The 17,796-nt window shown below is 57.9% G+C and carries 25 protein-coding genes; 8 read left to right on the forward strand and 17 right to left on the reverse strand.

Annotated elements, in window-relative coordinates; all coding sequences use genetic code 11:
* Positions 1-504: hypothetical protein (locus ATB1_RS08300; protein ID WP_042663239.1), on the reverse strand; the 504-nt coding region annotated here is incomplete at its 3' end.
* 348 nt (positions 505-852) lie between these two features.
* Between ATB1_RS08300 and ATB1_RS08305 the strand changes: the two genes are divergently transcribed.
* Positions 853-1,176 (forward strand): MarR family transcriptional regulator, encoded by a 324-nt coding sequence (locus tag ATB1_RS08305; protein ID WP_241768145.1) that lies wholly within the window; start codon positions 853-855, stop codon positions 1,174-1,176.
* A 2-nt stretch (positions 1,177-1,178) separates the two neighbouring features.
* Here ATB1_RS08305 and ATB1_RS08310 read toward each other — a convergent pair whose 3' ends face one another.
* The gene (locus tag ATB1_RS08310) at positions 1,179-1,451 is read right to left on the reverse strand and encodes a hypothetical protein (RefSeq protein WP_042663242.1); all 273 of its coding nucleotides are present in this window, start codon (positions 1,449-1,451) and stop codon (positions 1,179-1,181) included.
* Between the two features lie 251 nt (positions 1,452-1,702).
* Here ATB1_RS08310 and ATB1_RS08315 point away from each other — a divergent pair, with 251 nt between their 5' ends.
* Positions 1,703-2,041, forward strand: coding sequence for a DUF6516 family protein (locus ATB1_RS08315; protein WP_042663243.1), 339 nt, complete (start codon positions 1,703-1,705; stop codon positions 2,039-2,041).
* 21 nt (positions 2,042-2,062) lie between these two features.
* Positions 2,063-2,512, forward strand: a complete 450-nt coding sequence (locus tag ATB1_RS08320; protein WP_181950683.1) for a hypothetical protein — start codon at positions 2,063-2,065, stop codon at positions 2,510-2,512.
* Positions 2,513-2,514: 2 nt separating this feature from the next.
* Here the strand turns inward: ATB1_RS08320 and ATB1_RS08325 are convergent, their stop codons facing one another.
* A complete protein-coding gene (locus ATB1_RS08325; RefSeq protein ID WP_042663246.1) occupies positions 2,515-3,519 on the reverse strand; it encodes a Cdc6/Cdc18 family protein in 1,005 nt (334 codons plus the stop codon).
* Between the two features lie 119 nt (positions 3,520-3,638).
* On the opposite strand from ATB1_RS08325, the gene ATB1_RS08330 reads away from it, so the two are divergent.
* Positions 3,639-3,995 carry a hypothetical protein gene (locus ATB1_RS08330; RefSeq protein WP_042663247.1) on the forward strand — a complete coding sequence of 119 codons (357 nt, stop codon included), beginning with the start codon at positions 3,639-3,641 and terminating at the stop codon, positions 3,993-3,995.
* Here ATB1_RS08330 and ATB1_RS08335 read toward each other — a convergent pair.
* The 13 genes from ATB1_RS08335 to ATB1_RS08400 are packed head-to-tail and all read right to left on the reverse strand — an operon-like array spanning position 3,992 to position 13,849.
* Entirely contained in the window at positions 3,992-4,342 is a 351-nt protein-coding gene (locus ATB1_RS08335) for a hypothetical protein (protein WP_042663248.1), read from the reverse strand. The two genes, ATB1_RS08330 and ATB1_RS08335, sit on opposite strands and share 4 nt — an antisense overlap.
* Positions 4,339-4,566 (reverse strand): hypothetical protein, encoded by a 228-nt coding sequence (locus ATB1_RS08340; protein ID WP_042663250.1) that lies wholly within the window; start codon positions 4,564-4,566, stop codon positions 4,339-4,341. The genes ATB1_RS08335 and ATB1_RS08340 overlap by 4 nt, the downstream gene beginning before the upstream one ends.
* Positions 4,563-4,862, reverse strand: coding sequence for a hypothetical protein (locus ATB1_RS08345; protein ID WP_042663252.1), 300 nt, complete (start codon positions 4,860-4,862; stop codon positions 4,563-4,565). The genes ATB1_RS08340 and ATB1_RS08345 overlap by 4 nt, the downstream gene beginning before the upstream one ends.
* Positions 4,859-5,170 carry a hypothetical protein gene (locus ATB1_RS08350; RefSeq protein ID WP_241768146.1) on the reverse strand — a complete coding sequence of 104 codons (312 nt, stop codon included), beginning with the start codon at positions 5,168-5,170 and terminating at the stop codon, positions 4,859-4,861. The genes ATB1_RS08345 and ATB1_RS08350 overlap by 4 nt, the downstream gene beginning before the upstream one ends.
* Positions 5,133-7,919, reverse strand: coding sequence for an Ig-like domain-containing protein (locus ATB1_RS23130; RefSeq protein ID WP_241768147.1), 2,787 nt, complete (start codon positions 7,917-7,919; stop codon positions 5,133-5,135). Before ATB1_RS23130 ends, ATB1_RS08350 begins: the two co-directional genes overlap by 38 nt.
* Entirely contained in the window at positions 7,916-8,194 is a 279-nt protein-coding gene (locus ATB1_RS08365) for a hypothetical protein (RefSeq protein ID WP_042663255.1), read from the reverse strand. The genes ATB1_RS23130 and ATB1_RS08365 overlap by 4 nt, the downstream gene beginning before the upstream one ends.
* Positions 8,191-8,451 (reverse strand): hypothetical protein, encoded by a 261-nt coding sequence (locus tag ATB1_RS08370; RefSeq protein ID WP_042663256.1) that lies wholly within the window; start codon positions 8,449-8,451, stop codon positions 8,191-8,193. Before ATB1_RS08370 ends, ATB1_RS08365 begins: the two co-directional genes overlap by 4 nt.
* On the reverse strand, positions 8,451-11,087 hold the full coding sequence (locus ATB1_RS19855; RefSeq protein WP_052367885.1) for a hypothetical protein: 2,637 nt from the start codon (positions 11,085-11,087) through the stop codon (positions 8,451-8,453). The genes ATB1_RS08370 and ATB1_RS19855 overlap by 1 nt, the downstream gene beginning before the upstream one ends.
* Positions 11,087-11,959 carry a hypothetical protein gene (locus ATB1_RS08380; protein WP_042663257.1) on the reverse strand — a complete coding sequence of 291 codons (873 nt, stop codon included), beginning with the start codon at positions 11,957-11,959 and terminating at the stop codon, positions 11,087-11,089. The genes ATB1_RS19855 and ATB1_RS08380 overlap by 1 nt, the downstream gene beginning before the upstream one ends.
* Before the next feature lie 3 nt (positions 11,960-11,962).
* Positions 11,963-12,562, reverse strand: a complete 600-nt coding sequence (locus ATB1_RS08385) for a hypothetical protein (RefSeq protein WP_241768148.1) — start codon at positions 12,560-12,562, stop codon at positions 11,963-11,965.
* The gene (locus ATB1_RS08390) at positions 12,559-12,861 is read right to left on the reverse strand and encodes a hypothetical protein (RefSeq protein ID WP_042663259.1); all 303 of its coding nucleotides are present in this window, start codon (positions 12,859-12,861) and stop codon (positions 12,559-12,561) included. Before ATB1_RS08390 ends, ATB1_RS08385 begins: the two co-directional genes overlap by 4 nt.
* Positions 12,858-13,289, reverse strand: a complete 432-nt coding sequence (locus ATB1_RS08395) for a hypothetical protein (protein WP_042663260.1) — start codon at positions 13,287-13,289, stop codon at positions 12,858-12,860. The genes ATB1_RS08390 and ATB1_RS08395 overlap by 4 nt, the downstream gene beginning before the upstream one ends.
* 59 nt (positions 13,290-13,348) lie before the next feature.
* Complete coding sequence (locus tag ATB1_RS08400) at positions 13,349-13,849, reverse strand: hypothetical protein (RefSeq protein ID WP_241768149.1); 501 nt, start codon at positions 13,847-13,849, stop codon at positions 13,349-13,351.
* 217 nt (positions 13,850-14,066) lie between these two features.
* Here ATB1_RS08400 and ATB1_RS08405 point away from each other — a divergent pair, with 217 nt between their 5' ends.
* The 4 genes from ATB1_RS08405 (at position 14,067) to ATB1_RS08420 (ending at position 16,643) form a co-directional block, all read left to right on the forward strand.
* A complete protein-coding gene (locus tag ATB1_RS08405) occupies positions 14,067-14,309 on the forward strand; it encodes a hypothetical protein (RefSeq protein ID WP_042663262.1) in 243 nt (80 codons plus the stop codon).
* The gene (locus ATB1_RS08410; RefSeq protein WP_042663264.1) at positions 14,302-14,889 is read left to right on the forward strand and encodes a hypothetical protein; all 588 of its coding nucleotides are present in this window, start codon (positions 14,302-14,304) and stop codon (positions 14,887-14,889) included. Before ATB1_RS08405 ends, ATB1_RS08410 begins: the two co-directional genes overlap by 8 nt.
* Positions 14,886-15,839, forward strand: a complete 954-nt coding sequence (locus ATB1_RS08415) for a hypothetical protein (protein WP_042663265.1) — start codon at positions 14,886-14,888, stop codon at positions 15,837-15,839. Before ATB1_RS08410 ends, ATB1_RS08415 begins: the two co-directional genes overlap by 4 nt.
* Before the next feature lie 162 nt (positions 15,840-16,001).
* Complete coding sequence (locus tag ATB1_RS08420; protein WP_052367887.1) at positions 16,002-16,643, forward strand: FkbM family methyltransferase; 642 nt, start codon at positions 16,002-16,004, stop codon at positions 16,641-16,643.
* 40 nt (positions 16,644-16,683) lie between these two features.
* Here ATB1_RS08420 and ATB1_RS21545 read toward each other — a convergent pair whose 3' ends face one another.
* Positions 16,684-17,211, reverse strand: coding sequence for a hypothetical protein (locus ATB1_RS21545; protein ID WP_128081442.1), 528 nt, complete (start codon positions 17,209-17,211; stop codon positions 16,684-16,686).
* Positions 17,212-17,796: the final 585 nt, after the last annotated feature.

A 17,796-nucleotide genomic window follows, 5' to 3' on the forward strand; every position in this document is an offset into this window, starting at 1 on the left:
AACCGCGTTCGTCCGCCGGTCCAGCGGTTCCCGCTCAAACACGTTCATCTCAACGAGGTCATCGATATTCGGGTAGACCTGAGCGTTGGTGACTTCGTGACCGTACCGCTCACTCAGCGCCCGCTTCATCTGGACGCCGTACGGAGACTCGCCCTGCTCGTTCTCGAACTCGATGACCGCCTTGACGAGTTGCTGCTGGAAGCCGGTCAGATCGAGCCACCGAACGCCACCATCTGCGACGAGTCTTACATCCTCCTCAAGGCGAGTCACTCGCCATCGCGTCGCCTTCGTCTCAGGACGGTAGCGTTCGACTTCGAGGCCATCGAACTCCACAGAGTCCCACTGCGGGTACAGACCGACAGCACGCGAAAACCAGTAGCCGACCTCTTTCCCATCGATGTCAGTTCTATTCGAGATGTTCTTCGCGTAGTAGATGCGGTCCTGTCCGGGTTCGAGGTCCTCACGAAGGAACGCGAGGAGCGTGTCGAGATTGTTGTAACTCATGATGTTAGTCCTCCCGCGCAATATCGCTCGCGCGGACGTTCGGTAGGGTACAACCGCACGGTTCGACCGTACGACTGGCGGGCCCACTTGCGGCGAAGCCCTCGATGGGCGTGGCACACGCTGGGCAGTTCGAAGACGTTGCACTAGTCGTGTCGCGGGACTTATTTCGCACCCGCGAGAGTGCTGATTTGGTCGTCATCTTGGGTGACGGCCCGTTGCTCGGGTCCTGTCTCAGCAGGAGTCCGAGCGTTTTCCGTGACCTGTAGGCCACGGGAGAGTCGTCACTACCGACAATGATAGCCGTCCAATATAAACCTTTGTAGCTATAGCTATATTCTCATTATAGCTATGGCTACAAAACTTATTTCGCAACGCTGTTATTTTAGAATAGTAATGAGTTTTTGCCTCAACGAAATGGTTGAGCGTATCTCGTGGTTCAAAGACGGAGTTGACTACGAGATCCTGTTGTTCTACGAATCCTATGATATAGGAGCGACTGCGAAGGTTGTGGCATACAACATCGACTACGGCCAGAACTACGTCAACGCTCGAATGAAAAAAATGGAACGTGCTGGCTTGTTCTCTAACGAAGACGGTGTCTATGAATTGACTGACCTCGGCCGAGAGTTCCTCGCCGGCAATGTCGGCGAAGACGATCTGCCAGAACCGTAGCGTCACTCCCAATCGACCTCCAACTGCACGAAAACCTCGCGCATCCAGTCCGGTTCGTCAGGGTCGTCACTCCGACCTTTTCGGTCGAATGCATCGATGAACGTCGCACGCTGATTCGAATCGATACCGTAGACCCAGCGCCGGCCCTCGTGATGAACGTCGAGGCGGGCCGCGTAATCCGCGTCCGAGGTGATTTCGATTCGAACTTCGACGCCACTCAGCAGCCGAAGGTTTCGGCTGGTTCCGTTCGGTCCACTACCAATCGTCGTCGACATACCCGAGCCGATGGGAATTGGATATAAACGGTTTGCAGGGTGGTGAGCGAATCATCGAAATTCGACGTTCTATTCTCTGGTTTTTGGACACTCTCGGTTCTCTTCTCTCGAATGAGTGAAAATGAGCGAATGAGCGAACCACGCTCACGTCTTGCGATTAGCTTGATGAACGAATCACTCGTTCCCACCACTATTGGCACCCAGACCAATGGGTAGAGTTATGCCATTGGTCTACGTACCAATGGTTGAGGATGGCCTCGCTGACCGACGACGACCTTGATGGTGTGAGCAGAGGGGAGAAATACCCCGACGGAACTGTGGTTCGTGTGTTCTGCATGCGAACCTCAGATGATGCATACCCATCTGGGTGGGCCTACAAGCTCCACTACGGTGCGATACAACCAGACTCTGAACGCACTCTCAAGGATGGAACGATTCGTCGGTACGATAACTCACACGAAGACACAAAAGGCCACGAACTCCACGTCGCGCCGAACCCTGACCCAGAGATCATTGAGTTCCCCGGCATCGTCGAACTCTGGAAGCGGTTCTGGAGCGAGATACCGAAATCGGAGTTCGAACTTAAGTGAGGCCATCCGAGGGAGGTCCCAATGTCAGATACTGTGCCACCGCTGCACCCGATGGAACGCGAACTACTCGAAGCCGAATCGACACTCGTCGTTACAGTAAAATCGGATCGAGAGTTCGAAGAGGACGTTACCGAGAGTCTCACCGCTCTCGCAGATGGCGACTCTGTAGACTCCACACCGACGATTTCATTCACAAGCTATGATGACCTGATGGCTACGCTAACCCCGCGAACGCTTGACCTCATCAAAGCTATCCGTCGGGAAGAACCATCCAGCATCAACGAGACGGCCCGCGTAGTCAACCGTGACGTGAAGAACGTCCACGAAGAACTCAACCGTCTCGCTCGATTGGGTGTCATCTTCTTCGAGCAAGAGGGCCAGAGTAAGCGACCAGTCGTCTGGTTTGATGAGTTAGTCATTAACCTTCCATTCGACATGGAGAACAACGACACAGCCGCAGCAGCGTCGTGAGACTACGGCTCAACGAGTCGATACCGAGTCCCACGCGTCGCCCCCTCTTGTTCGATGAGTCGGTACCGTTCGAGCGCACCTAGATAGCGGCGACGGGTCGCCTTCGATTTCGGCGCGGAGATGTGCTCTTCGTACGCTGCGTGGAGGTCCGTAGATGAGACCTCACCGTAGCGCTTGACGATGTCGTAGAGGAGTCGCTTGTGCGTCGAGAGGCGTTCGACGTTCCGCTCGTGGACTTCTCCCGCGGCACCATCAGCGACGTCATCGACGAGCCCCGGACTGAGCGCGTCGAGTTCTTGGAGGTCTGCGAGCTGGGCCGCCCGTCGAAGTTTGGTGATCGCAAGCCGCGCGTCGCCAGCTGCGCGATCTGCGATATGCTTGATTGTCGCCTCGTCGACAGCGCCGGGAACGAGACCGTGGTCGGCGCGGGCGCGGATGATATCCGCGAGTTCGTCATCACGGTACTTCTCGAGGACGACCGACGCCGCGGCGCGAACGCGTGACTCGACGCGCATGTCGAGCGTAGAGAGAAACGCGTCTTCGGAGACACAGACCATCATCGTGGTGACGTTGTCGATGTCGTAGAGCATCGCGATGAGCGAGGGATCTTCGAGGACGTCGACCTCGTCGAGGACGATAACGAACTGCTCGTTTCGGTCGTCGATTCGAGTGAGATACTCGTGAACCGGCGTCGACGCTCGGTCGAAGTCGAGTCCGAGGCCGGCGTCACGCATGAGCGTGTGGAGAACAGCGGCGTTCGTCGAGTTCGAGAGGCAGTTCACGTAGGCGGTTCGGACATCGAGAGTCGCACGTTCGAGTTCGTTCGCCACGAACCGTGCGAGGGTCGTCTTCCCCGCACCGGATGGCCCTGTGATGAGAATGTCCGACCCGGCTTCACCACCTTCGATTGGTTTCAGTAACGACGAGAGGTGCCCGATTTCGGCGTTTCGATGTTCCAGGTCAGCCGGGACGAAACTGTCCCGAAGTGCCCGTGCATCGCGTATCATGCCGGTATCATTCGTGAGACAGTGTTTTGAATAGTCGGCAAGCAGAGTGAAAGTAAATACACGTACGAAAGTCGTCAGATGGCAGAACGGTTATCAAGGATTCACTCAGTGATATTGATATGAGAAAGGGGCTGAATCATCGGTTCCACGACCTCCCGCTCGTCGATGAGGCAACGGGAATAGCCCTCTCGATGCTGATTCTGTACTGGCTTGCGCTCAGCGCCGTCATCGGAATCGGAATCGCCGTCTCAATCTTTGCTGGAATAATCGCCAAGGCGTTCCCACTACTCGGTGTTCAGTACCAAACTATCACAGACGCAATCATTTTCTCAGAAACTACTGACAAAATCGCGTTATTCGTTTTCTGGACGTCTGCTGTTGCAACGGCAATTGTCGGAGTATTCCTCGCACTCGACTACCTCACGAACGCTGTCGACACTGTCCTCAGAAAAGTCGGGATTCTCGGCGGAAACTAACCGAACGGGTGCCTGTCGGCGTAACTCGGGAAGGCGTAGACGACCCAGTTGACGAAGAGAATCACGAGCAGGCCGAGGTCGTGGAGTGCGAGCCCGGCGAGACCCGAGACACTCGGGACGCCGAAGATGACGACCAGGAGCATGGCGATGCCGAGCCCGATGAACGTCGGTGCGAGATGCGCGAATCGAATCGCCCAGACGGGCGCGTCGTCCTCCCAGTCCATCGTCACTCGCGAGTCGGTGCCGTCGAGGCAGATGTCGATGTCGGCCCACGGGTAGGCCGCGACAGCGTGGGTGAGTTCGTGGAGGGGAACCGATGGCGTCAGCAGGTTCGAGAGGCGGCTCATCGCGGCACCTCACGGGCGAAGAGCGTGATGAGGACCATGCCGTTGAATCCCAGCGCGAAGTAGATCCCGACGCGTGTGAGGACGTCAGGTGCGTTGAGGGCGATAGGCGCGGTCATGAGCCCGTTGCAGAGGAGGTTGACCATGATGAAGACGTGCGCGGCGAGTTGCTTCTCGCCGAGGTCCTCGTCGAGAGAGAACCCATCGCGAAGGTTCCCGAGACTCATTGTACCACCGTCTGGAAGAGTGCAGCGAACAACGAGACGACGAGCGTCATGAAGATGACCGTCCAGGCGATGGAGGCGATGATACCGGGAAGCAATGTCGCAGCGAACCCCGAGATGAGGACGAGAAGCGTCGCGGGGAGGACGTAGTCGCCGGTCTTGGCGTAGATTGGAATGATAACGCCCGCGACGATGAACATCGCGAGGACGCTCTCAGTACCGGGGCCGAAGGCGCTTCCGAGGCCATCAGCGACACACGAATGGACGTCCTGCTGGAACCAGCAGTCGAGTTCGCTCATGAGATACGCATCCCCCGGATGATTTGCCAGACGCCGATGTAGTTCACGAACTGAATCGGGACGCCGATGGGGCCGGCGAACCACGCAGGGAACCCGACGTTCTGGAGGGCGAGCGGAAGCATGAGGCTCCATTTCAGCGCTCCGACGATTGCGCCAGTCGCCTGTGTGGTGAACCCGAGGTAGGACTCGACTGAGCCGCCGCGGTCAGCACGGTACGACGATGCGTCTTCGGATAGCTGGTCGGCATCATCCTGGAGACCAGTCGCTTTGTCAATTCCAACGGCGTCGTTGAAACCGGACCCGGCCATGAGGCCGCCAGCGACGGCGAAGCAGATGACGAACAGCATTGGGACTGTGGACTTTCATTAGTAGGAGTTGAAGGAGGCGGCGAGCCCGAGCTAGCGCGACCGCGCCGGAGAGCCCGATGACACTCATCGGGATGTCGACCCAGCCGAGCCACGTGATGCCCGTGGCGACGGAGACGACAGCAACCGCACCGACTCTCGACAGCGTCGAGGGGAACGCGGCCGCGAGTGCGACGAGAAGGACGAGTCCGGCGAGTGTCGCCCATCGAGTATCGATAGGGACGGGCGTCCGGATCGAGGCGGTCGACGAGATGGGCTCGTCGATGGTGATCGTCTGGCTGTTCCGTTCGAGGGTGATGTTCACGACCCAGTCTTGCTCGAGTTCAGACTGGCTGAGTGGTTCCGTGCGTTGGAACGACGAAAGATTGGTTCCGTCTGACTCGAACAGCACTTCGTTCGGGTCTCCGCGCTCGTGGACAACCACATCGAAAGACGTTGTCTCGTCTTCCGGGTCGGAATACATCACACGAAGTGCCGAGATGTTTTCGTCGACGAAGGCATCCCACTGGTAGGTATCTCCCCTCGGTGCTTGCCACTGAATTGTCCCGACATCGAGCGGTGCAGTCCCGTTGACAGCGGCGATGTACGCACCGAGTTCCCGGCGATCACCATCGTCGTTCTCGATGACGAGACGGTATCGTTGGTCTTTCTCCAGTGTTGTTTTGAACACTGAGTCTGCGCCGAAGTAGTCACCAGTCACGACGCGCCATTCGATGGTTCCGTTCCGCTCGATTGGTCGCTCGATGTAGAGCACCGTCGAACTGGGTTCGAAGTCACCCGTCTGGTCGTTCAGCGTCATCTCCTGATAGACCGCATCGGTGGACTCTGGAAGGAGATAGATGTCACCCTGCTCGAACACCGACTCGATGGCGACCGTCCTGGTGACGTAACCGTCGACAGTCACCTCGATGATGTACCCGCGCTCGACCGGGACGCCGGTCAGGTCGATTGTTCCGTCGGTGGTGTTCTTCGAGAAGATGAGTTCGCCGGAGTAGAGTTTCGCAGTCACCTGCGCGGACCCTGTTATCGGTTCGCCGGTCGACACATTTCGAATGGTGAGCGTCGATGGCGAGCGAATCGTCCGAGTCGGAGATGTGACGATGTTGCCGTAGTTGTCGGTCACGCGAACGGACCACGATGCGGACCCGCCCTCCATCGTGTATGTGGTCGACGCAGTCCCGTTACTGGTGAGGACCTCAGACCCGACGACACTCCCGTCGACGAGGAACTCGGCAGTGAGTTCGTCGCCTTCGAACGCGAAGTCGGAATCGGTAAGGTTGGCAGAGAGCGTGATATCACGGGTCGATAGGGAGGTGTCGTCTGGCGGTTCGAGGTTGGTGATGGTTGGCTCGAAGTGCTGAACTTCGAAAGAGAAATTCGACGAGACGGTTTCGCCGTAGCTGTCGTCGACGGTGACGCTCCAAGTGTGGTTACCGTCCGGGAGCGACGGCGCAGTGACCGAGGCGGTGCCGTTGGTGGTCCGAGTCGTTGTGTCGACGACCGATCCGTTGACGCGCCACGTTATCGAGAGTTGATCTCCCTGAGTGGTCCCGAAGTCGTCGTCGGAGACGTCAACCGATAGAGTCGGTGTCGATGTGTGGACAACCTCGCCACCGCTCGGAGCGGACAGCCCTGCTGAGATATCTGGTGTTGAGACGGGGAAGTAGACGGCATCGCGGTCAAGCTCAACGTTTGGTGATGGTCCTGAGGTGCTGAAATCGACTCGGACGCGCAATTCATCAGATGTTGTGGAAGAAATATCGACGCTTTTGGTACCGGGAGTGGTGTAGGTGTCCGTCGTGATATTAGTCCACATCCCAGCCGAGTGTTCTTGCCATGACACTGTGGCATCGACATCTGTGAGGGCGTCGAACGTGACGCGCCCTTCATTGGCGTTGGTGACGTTGTGAATTGACGAGATGTAAGTGCCGTTGCTTACTGTTTGATTATATGCGTAGGCGACACGGTCGACGAGGAGGCCGTTTTCAGGTTGGCCTGCGTTAGCTGCGAGAGTGTACGCATCTGGGTGGGCACCTGAGTTGTGGAACGAATAGGTGTCCTGATACGTCCCGTCGAGGTAGATGTCGACCGTATTGGCTGCTGTATCGATGTTTTTGATGCTGATAGAGTGATAGTTTGATGTGACGTCGATACCGGCTATCAGCTCCCCAGCTGTGCGCTCGCCTGCATCAGACCAGTAGATCCCTTCTCCTAATTTGAAGTAGAACCCCCAGACGACAGTGCCACCGTCTGTGAAGAGAATCTCGTTGTTCGTAGAGAGGCTACTCTGTGCGTTTTTGAATTCAAACGAGTAGGAATCAGCCGATGAAACCGGGATTGTGTTACTGGCTTCTCGGCGGTTACCATCGGTATCCACCTGAACGGCGTAGCTACCATCTGCGACCGGAGAACTAACCGCAGACAAAAACGATGTGTCGCCTGTGTATTCGGTGACGTCACCGTCCTCCTCGTCACTGAACTGGGTCAAAACTTCCCCATCACTCAGTTCAACATGGGCGGCCTCTCCGTTTCCGTTGACAGTCACATTGGTCAGAGTCCCGTTTTGAAGTTCATCGTCAGTGTCGTTCTCCGATCCGACGACGAGGTCACCATCGGCGGCACTGACTGGCGCAACAGAGACGACCAGGAAGCTCGCGAACAGCGCGAACAAGACGATACTGAGCCGCCTCACAGTCGGCCCCTCCGGTACTGTGCGACCTGTTGTTTCTCTCGCGTCACGCCAGCGATGGCCGCGTACACAAGGTAGTCGACAATGAATATCGGGACGATGAGGAAGTAGCTCAGCGTCTCTAAGTTCTGGATCGGACCCCAGACCCACGTGGACTGAAGGAATACCATACTCTCCGCGACGTGGAAGACCTCCGCGCCAGCGGTGTTGAGGAACAACACGAGGCCGGCGATCTGGACGATACCGACTGCTACGAAAATAAGCACTCGAGGACTCACGGACTGACACCACCGAGGAGGGAACCGCGAGTGAGGCCGGTCACGAAGAGACCAACGATGACGAGTGCAACGAGCCACGTCACGGCCTGCGTGACGTAGAGGCAGTTCTGCGCACCCTCGACGACGGGCTGGGAAACCCGCGATGGACCACAGGCGGGGCCGAGCATCGGCTCGGTCACCGTCTGGAGGATGTCCTGAACAAACACCGAGAGGAAGAGTGTCAGCGCCGCCTTGATGTAGAACCCGAAGGTCGCCATCAGAGACCTCCAAAACGCTCTTTCCAGAGCTTGTCGATGTCGGCGATGCCAGTCCGCCAACTGTTCTCCCACGCGCTCATATCGACCGCGGACGCGTTGCTGGGGTTCCGATTCCCGAAGGACTGTTGTCGCTCTCGCTCTCGCTCGAACTCGCTCTCGAAGCGTCTGCGAGCTTGCTCGAACTCGCGTTCGACTTCGGTTCCGGTGGTCATCTGGACCGGCTCGTATTCGGTCCCGGCGCGCTCGAACTCACTCTCGAACTCGGTCGCACGCTCTGCTTCGGTCTCGAAGCCAGTCTCGAACCGCTGGTCGAGACGAACGTCTGTGGGTTGCCACGTATCCTGTCGAGTATCGCCCCGAGTGTCGAGACCGAGACGCTGTGCGAGGTCTGCCTGTGCGCGCTCGAACTGCCGCTGTTGTTGGCGCGCGAGTTCTTCTCCGGTCGCGATTTCAGCCCCAGTAGCTTCTCTCCGGCTGGTTTGAGCCGCATCAGCTTCGAAACTGGATGCTTCGGCTTGTTGCCGCATCTGTCTCGCCTCACGAGTCGGCCACTCCTGTCCGCTGAGGCGACTTCCGTCTCGGAGTTGGCGACGGCTCCTCCAGGGGCGGCCACCGACGCTGTAGGCTTCGCGGAAGCGTCTCTCCGTTTCGAGACGGCGAGCTTCGAGTTCGTCTGGGTCGACAGTCAACTGGTCGGCGCGCGTGGCCTGCGTCGGCGTCGAGGTCGGCTGTCCGGCGTCCTCCAAGAGGACTTGCTCGGCATCGCGCTCTTCTTGGGCAAACCGACGCAGTTCATACTGCGTCTGGTCGAGGTCCTGTTCGCGGGCGTCGGCGCGGTCGAGTTCCGGCGACATCCGACCGGGAGAGTCATCGACATCAACAGTCTGCCGCCCACTCGGTCCGGAGAGTTCGAGTTGGCCGCGTTCACCAGCGAGGAACTGTTTCGCGCGCTTGCCTTCTGCCTCGAATCGGCGAGCGGCATCGTACTTGGTACGTCGAATACCTCGGACAAGTTTCGATGTGGCCGGCTTCGCCTTGGACGCGGCGGCCATCACGATCTCCTCATTGTCGACGCGGCCACCGGGGATGGCGTCGAGGATGCGTTGACCTCTTGTAGTCTGACCGAGAGCGCGCGTCGCAACGTAAGTCGCGGCCTCTTCACCAGGTTGAACCGCGAGGCGAGCAGCTGCGCCGGTCTTCCCACCAACCTTCGACGCTGCCGCGAGTCCACCAGCTGAGACAGCAAGTGATCCGACGACCGCGCCGGTGGTCTGACCAGGTTCTTTGAAGAAGGTCTCTTTGGCTTCTTGACCTGCCCTGTCACCCGCAGCCATCACTTTCGCGAACGCCTCCGAATCACCGTCAGCAGCGCCTTTCGTGTCCTCATCGCCGGTCACGACGTAGACGCCGGTCTCGCCGACCTCTATGAGACCGACAGCGGTCTGCGGAACGTTGGCGAGTTGGACAGCGCCTTCGACAGCACCACTGGCGAACTCTTCGCCGAAGGTCTCGCCGTCTGGTCCGGCAACGACGTCATCAACGGGTTCGGGGACGTACTCTCGAACCGCGTCATAGGTCGCCCCAATCGCTGCGGGTGGGCCGTACTTGTCGTTGATCTCAACGACCTTTCTCGTGGCCTTGTCGACCTCGTCGGCGGCGCTTCGGAGGCCGCCCTCGACTTCGTCTTTGTCGGGGTCGCCGAAACCGAACGACCAGTCGATATCACCGAACTGCTCTTCGCGCTCGGGTTGCTTCTCGATGCGAGCGCGGAAGCCACCATCGTCAGTCTGACCGACGATTTTGACTCGGTCGGGGTCGACGTCGGCCTTGTCGGCGATGTCGCGGCGTGCTTTCTCTCGCTGGACTGTGGAGATATCGCCACTGGCGTCCTTGGTGAGTTCGGCGTCGATATCTGCGGCTTGATCGGTCACGTCACCAGACGACGAGTCCAGCCCAAGCTTCTCGGGGAGTCGCTGTTCGCGTGCTCGTGCGTCTCGCTGTTGTTCGACCTGATAGTCGCGGACGTTTTGCTGACCGGCGGGTGTGAGCGATGCGACGAGCTTGTTGCCGTCGCGACGGACCCGAACGTTTCGAGTGTTGTCGAGGCCGGGCGTCTGGTCGACGACGCGCTGTTTGAGCTGCTGCTTCTTGTCCCGGAGTCTCGCACGTCGCTTCGCTTCGGTACGAGTGATTGGCTCGCCACGGCCGCCAAAGTCGTCTGCGACCATCGGCGCGTCTTGGCGCTGTCGTCGCTCGTTCTGCTGTTTCGTCTCGCGGACGTTGCGCTTGTACCGAGCGGCCGCCTCGCGGTCACTGATCGGGTCCCTGTCGCGGTCACTCGACGAGCGACCGCTGCTGGAGCGCCCGGACGATGACGAACTCGGGGATGACGACCCTGACGACGATGAGTCGGACGACGACCCCGATTGGTATCGGTCGCCTCGACGCTGGGATTTCCGCTGTTCGACGATCTGTCGATCACGGTCCCTGTCACGGTCGTTCGACGAGGGCGACCCAGACGACGATGAGGAACTATCGTTGTCGTCCCGAGAACGGTCGCGAGCATCTCGGATATCTTCCTCGACGCGGCGCTTCGCCTCGCGGTCCTCCGCGTCTCCTCCGCCGGGAAGCGGCATCAGAAGACACCTCCGAGGCCGGCGTTAATCATGAACGGAAGGACGTTGATACCGCCGCCAGTGCCGGATGCGCCCCCTGCGATACTCGCGGCGAGTGCGGGGCCGAAGAGACCGAGTGCGACGCCTCCGAGCCCGACGAGCACGAGGTAGAGTTGCTCTTTGCGGGACCAGTCGAGTTCGGCGAGCTTCGCGCGCGTCCCCTGGAGGCTCATGTCCTCCTGGGTGACCTTGCTACCGAACAGGCGGTAGCCGTCCCGGAAAGAGATAACGCGACCATCGTATTCGTCACCGGCGACTTCGGCGTGGATATCGACGTCAGTTCCACCGTCGGTCGTGGCGCTTGGCTCGAACTCCCCGCGGCGACGTTGCCCACCCATGAACGCCTCGATAGGGTCGGTGGTCTCGGCGTACTTCCCGAGCGCCCATGCGACCGGGTACTTCCCGAGCATCCGGTATGGGATGCCCTGCTCGTCGGTTTTGAAGCGCTCGTCGTTCTCGCTACGGAACTCGTTCTCGGTCGTATGCCACGAAGATGCACGCGGAGCGATGACACCGTCGCCGTAGATGACGTGCGTGATGGTGTCGGCACCGGTCGTTTTGAGCTTGAGCTTGTAGCCGGCGTCGATGACTTTGTCACCGAGCTTGTTCGTCCTCGGAACGAATCGCAGGATTTTGAGCCAAAACGAGACCCAGAAGACCCACCAGCCGCGGAAGAAGTTGTAGACGAGGCCACCGCTGGCGTCGCCGGCTTTCCGGGCGATTTTGTGGTCTTCTGATTCCTCGTCGAGCTTCTGCCGGGTGTTCGCGAACAGTTCTGGTTCGTCCGGTGCGAGTGGGTCAGTGTTGTTGGGTTTGGGATTCTTGTCAGTCATGGGTTACCACGGAAGGATACTGCTGATTCGACCACCGGAGTGCGTATCGCCGTCAGGGTCGCGTCGTTCGCTGGAAACGTGAGTCTCAGTGATCGCTTCGAGAAGGCGGCCGTCGCCGAGTGACTGGCGGTCGGTTCGAACGTCGTCGATGACCGTACGGATAGCCTCTTTCTCGTGGTCTGCGAGGTCTCTCCGCACGCCACTGAACGAGTCGCCGTTGACCTCTTGTGCGACCTGCCGAAAGACGCCAGTACAGAGGTCTGGGTATTCGCGACCGCGGACGATGCGGTCGCGGAGGTTCTCGTTGAGGAGCCGCCGAGACCGGGCGTCGTAGTACTCCTCGTCGTGATCGGCAAGCATCTCGCTCGGCGAGAGGTACGGCTGGATGAGCGAGACGAGTTCTTCGTACTCGTTGGACTCGACGTCAGCTTCGAGGAGGCGGTCGAGGAGATCTTCGGGCTCCATGTCGTGCATGGGGTCAACGACCGGACCAGTCGAGACGCCGCGATTGACCGCGGTTCGTTCGAGATCTTGGGCGGCGCGCTCGTCGAGTTCCCGTGCTTGGAGTTCGCCGGGGTCGGGCTGGGAGTCGCGTCCCATCATGTCCGCGCCCTCCCAGATTCCGCGGCTTCAACGAAGACGGCACCGTAGAGTGCGATAGCACTCACGGCGGCCGCACTGAGACACACGAACTGGATGGTCGGCGAGCCGAGTGAGACGAACTCGCCAGTCGATTCGTTGAACACGGCGACGTTACCGCCAGTGATGGCGAGTGCGCCCCAGACGATGAGGCCGAGTAGTGCCCAGATCGCCTCGGAGTCGTGGCCGCGGAAAACGAGCGCTCCGAAGAGGGCGAGCGTCCCGAGGAGGCCGAGTGCCAGCTGGTGAGCGACGAGTATCATCCGAGGAGCCCCCAGACGACGAATGCGGCGGCGATGAGAGCGAGAAGCGGTACTGGGATGCTAATCGCACCGAGTCCGCGGTTCACGTCGCGAGTGGTCTTGTCGGGTGCTTCGAACTGGTAGCTGATGTTGACCTGCGTCCCGTTGGAGACGGTCGCGTTTGCCAGTCGTTCGAGTTCCCCGGTCGATTCGTTGAAACGGTAGTCGACACCTTCGGAGAGGGTCGTACCGTTGTGTGTGACGGTGACGTTCGCGCCAAAGTCGACGGCGATGTCTGCGGCGTTGACGAGGCGGCCGGCATCGTCGAGGGTGATGCCTTCGGTGGTCGCTTGAGCTTCGGCGCTCTCGATGTAGGAGGTCCCGAAGGTAGCGATAGCGAAAACACCGACGACGGCGATGACGGCGAACGTGATGATTGCGTTAGTCATGGCTCTTGAGTGGGGTGATGAGCGGTGAGAAATCGGTACGTAGGTAGTGAGTCCCGGTTCTACCGGCCGCCGCCCATACCACCACCCATTCCACCGAAGAACCCGAGCGCGACGCTCGCACCTGCGGCGATGAGGCCGACGCCGATGAGGATGAACGCCGTTTCACCGTAGGAGGCGAACGTGTCGAACATCGACGTCCAGGTGTTGTTGTACGTCGGGTTAGCGACGATATCGGTCGAGTAGAGCGACCCGAGGACGATGAGCGCGACGACGGCGACGATGATGGCCTGTGCGACCATCATGATCGAGCCGGAGATGCGGGCAGTGGTCGTCGCGTCCTCGGCGAAGTGCTCCTGTTTGGGTTCGATTCCGACGCGCTGTGCGGCTTCGAGCCCGCGGTTGAGCGCTTGACCAGAGAATCCGCCACGTCCGTGGACGAACTCCTCGATTGGGTTGGTGAACGGTTCCTCGACCGTCACTTCGATAGCGCGGTCATCTTCGACATTGGCACCCGGCCCCAGGCGGAACCCAGCGGCAGGGTGGCCTGCACATGCAGACATACACGTGCCCTGTTTTGCAGAGATGATATGTCTCCGGAATATACTGTCACGAATGGGGCAATAGAACGGGTCTCTGGTGGATATCCAGCCGAATAGCCACCATGGCTATCCTCGTGTAGAGACTTAATGCAGATTCTCTAGTACGGCCGCTATGGCAATCCAGAATAGTGGTCAGACACGGCAAATAGAGTCTGTAATCGCGGAGTGTACCTCTCAGATGGGTGTTCGACAGTCGCTTGAGTTGAAGAAACTCGCTCAGCACATCGAGTCCGGCAACCTCGACTCTGTGTCGCTCAACAGCGAGGTTCGGAATATCCAGCAGACGGGGAGTTCGATGAACATCAATCTCACGAGCTACGCAGCGGAGTGGCTCGAACTCGAGAAACAGCAGCCCCTCGTAGTCCACACGCTCGCCGATTCGATTGTCATCACGATTCCTGACGGTGACTGTGATGTCTAAAGCGGATGATCTGCGGTCGAAGACGGTCCGTGAGCGTATCATCGAAGACGCACAGGTTCGGTGCCACCAGAAGCGCTCGGAGGTTCAAGACGCCCGGTTGCGGATGTCGATAGTTCCGCGGTCTCTCCGAGGCGACTTCCAGAATCGGGTTCTGGAGTACTACCGAGCGCTCCGTCCACTTCGGACCGAGGGCATCATCAAAGAGTGGTGGTCTTCCGTGGTACTGTCGCCAAGCTGGACCGCCGGACGAGAGTATATCTTCGAGATTGACGGGCAGGAAATCGAGGTGTCGCAAGACGAGGCGATGACGATTTACGAGAAACAAGGTGTGGCACCAGTCGAAGTCAGAGACATCCCATATCGAGGTCTCGAACGTCTCGACGAACTGGAGGATGCAACCGAGACCGTCGTAGAAACTCGCTCGACGATGCGTGGAGTACGCGAAGAACAGACGACGCAACAGGTCGTCCTTGACGTGCGGCAGCTGATGGATATCGCGAGTACCCTCGATGACGCAGCGACGAAACTCGGATTCAAGCCATCTATCGAACTCCAGGACGCGGAGGGTGAAGTCGTATGAGTTCGCAGACCGAGCCGGAGATTGTCGACCGGATGCAGTCACACGCTCCTCCGAAAAACCTCTCCAGCCACTACTCGGAGATGCCCGACCGAGTCCGCGAGAACCTGATTCTCCGCCGCAAGATATGGCCGCGGATGAACGTGTTCAACGAGAACTGGATGTGCTTTTTAGCCGGGGAGACGGGGGACGGGAAGTCTTACGCGGCACTCCGACTCGCGGAAGCCCTTGACCCGACGTTCGGACCACATCGGGTGACGTACTCCGTCGAGGAGTTCCTCGAAATCGCCGCGAGTGACCTCCCAGAGGGCGCGATTATCGTGCTCGAAGAAGCGGGTGTCGCCGCGGGGAACCGGAATTGGTACACGGTCGCCAATCAGGTCCTCGACGCGCTAACACAGACGTGGCGACACCGAAACAACGGCGCGATTATGACTGCGCCGGACTTCGACCTCATCGACTCGCACGTTCAGCGTCGGTTCCATCACCTCGGTATCATGGTCGGCAAAGACGAGTCGGCCGGCATCAGCAAGGCCCGGTGGAAGTACATCCAAACGAACAACGAGACGGGCAAGATGTACAAGAAGTATCACCGGATGATTGGCGACGATGGTGTGCTGCGTCGGCACAAGTGGATGAAGTTTCAGCTCCCGACGCCCGAACTCGTAGAGGAGTACGAGTCGACAAAGGGCGAGTACACTGACGACCTCATCGACGACTTGCTGGAGAAGGTACGAGCGGAGTCGAAGGAAGCCGAAGCGGAACAACTCTCGCCGGTGCAGGTGGCGAAAGAGATTCTCGACGAGGGGTGCGTCGAGGAGTACATCAGTGAAGCGTCGGGTGGTGAGTACTTCGACCGTGCTCTATTGAAGATGGACTACGGAGTGAGCGAAGACGAGTCGAAGCAAATCAAGAAATACGTGGTTCGGGAGGCGGGTCTCGATGTCATGTAAGGTATCGGAGCACCCACCCACCCCCTCCCCCCATAGTGTTTATATTAACTTGAGATACGCAAGAGGCGGCTCGTCGGGTCGGCGGCTTCGGCGGTCCTTCGACGTTTCATCGCGTGTACGCCCGACGGGCGCGGCGCTCGCGAGGTCCTACGGAGGTGTGCGATGAGTAGCTTGTACGAATTCGTCCGAAGAGTGTACGATCCAATCGTCCGCCCGAGACTTCCGAAGAAGCTCGGCTATGTGAACGGGGTCGTCACGCGAAAGCCAGCATTGTTGGATGCTCAAGACACATTCCCAGAGTACGAGCAACCCATCGTAGACGCGATAAACAATCAGGTTGAGCCTGAAGATACGGTTGTAATCGTCGGTGGCGGCTATGGCGTTTCGGCAGTCCACGCTGGGAGGCAAGCCAGCTCGGTGCTTGTCTACGAAGCAAGTGAAAGCCAGTACGAGATCGTCCGTGAGGCAGTCCGCCTTGATGGGTTGGAAAATGTCACCCTCAGAAATGCGTTAGTTGGTCCGGATGTGTATGTCTACAATAACGACCCAACGAATCACGTAGTGCCTGCATCTGAGTTGCCATCGTGTGACGTCCTCGAGCTTGACTGCGAGGGTGCAGAGTTAGAGATTCTCGAGAATTTAGAGATACGGCCGAGAGTGATCATCGTCGAGACACACCCGATATTCGGTGTTGAGACTGCTGAGGTCGAAGCTGTTCTAGACTCTCTCAACTACAGCATTGTCGCGCGCGAGTGGGAAGTCGAAGAAACACGTGTCGAAGTTCTAACCGCGGTGAGGCGGTGACGAGTTCGGGTTGAGTGGTTTCGAGAATCTGAATCAGATGTCAGATAACGATGATTATTGAAATTGTAGCCCATAAAACTGCAGATACTACTGTGATTGTATGGCTCCTTTCTTGCGCTCGTTGTTTGACGCCCCTACTTAGCCGTTGCATTTGGAGAGTACTGCTTGGGCTCCACGGTTGCCACTGCAAGAGTTCCTGATCACCGCTTTTTTCCACGACGTACAGTACTCCATTTTCACTAATGCCGTATTGCATACCAAATCCAGTAAACTCGCCCAAAGAAGAAACAGGTCCAACCGCCATACATATTCGTTCTGGTTCGCCGTCATATGAAAATATTAGCTCAATCACCTCTACAACCTCTTTGAACTCGTCATCGTCTCTGTCTAGGTATCCAAGTTTCACATCATCATGCCTTTCACGGATATGTGCGAGCCGATCGACACCATCTCTTGCTCGTCTCGTGAATAGTGAATAATCTGGATAGAGTATCGGAGCAGAAGCAACAATAAATGAAACCACTACTGTCAGCACTCGCAAAACCTGTTGGAATGTCAATTCAAGCATATTTCTCAAAAAGTAGTGCTGTCATCAATTATATAACTTCTCCCCAGATCATTACTAATCAAAGAAATCGGCTAGGACTTTCGTCACATATCGATACCGTTGTTCCCAGGTTTTTCGAAATGGACTCTTGTATCGATCCAATGAATCCGTCTCTCTCTGTTGATTTGAAATAGTCAAGCTTCCTTCAAAGAATTCTTGACCTCGTTTAGTGAAAACACAGTTGTTAGCCCCGCATACGACGAGATTATAATCCACTAGTAGCAGTCTAATGTCTTGGACTGATTGGGGATAATTCCTGAGATCGTCCCCTTCAGACGGTAAGTCGATTCCTCGCAGTACGAGGAGAGCCCTCTGTCGAAAGAGTTCTAATTTGTCTATCATCCACCGAATTGTGTCTTCTCGAGTGACTGACTTTGTGTCAGAATTGATGGTAGATGATTGTGATCTCACCGTCACTTGTGTGTGAAAGTTCAGATAATCTTGTACTCGCTTAGCTTGGGTGTAGTAGTGTACTAGAGTACTAGTTTCGGTCTCGGATAGTAGTGCAAGCCGATTTGTATTTCCTTCATATACAGAGAGGGAAAG

Source organism: Haloferax sp. ATB1 (assembly GCF_000730175.1).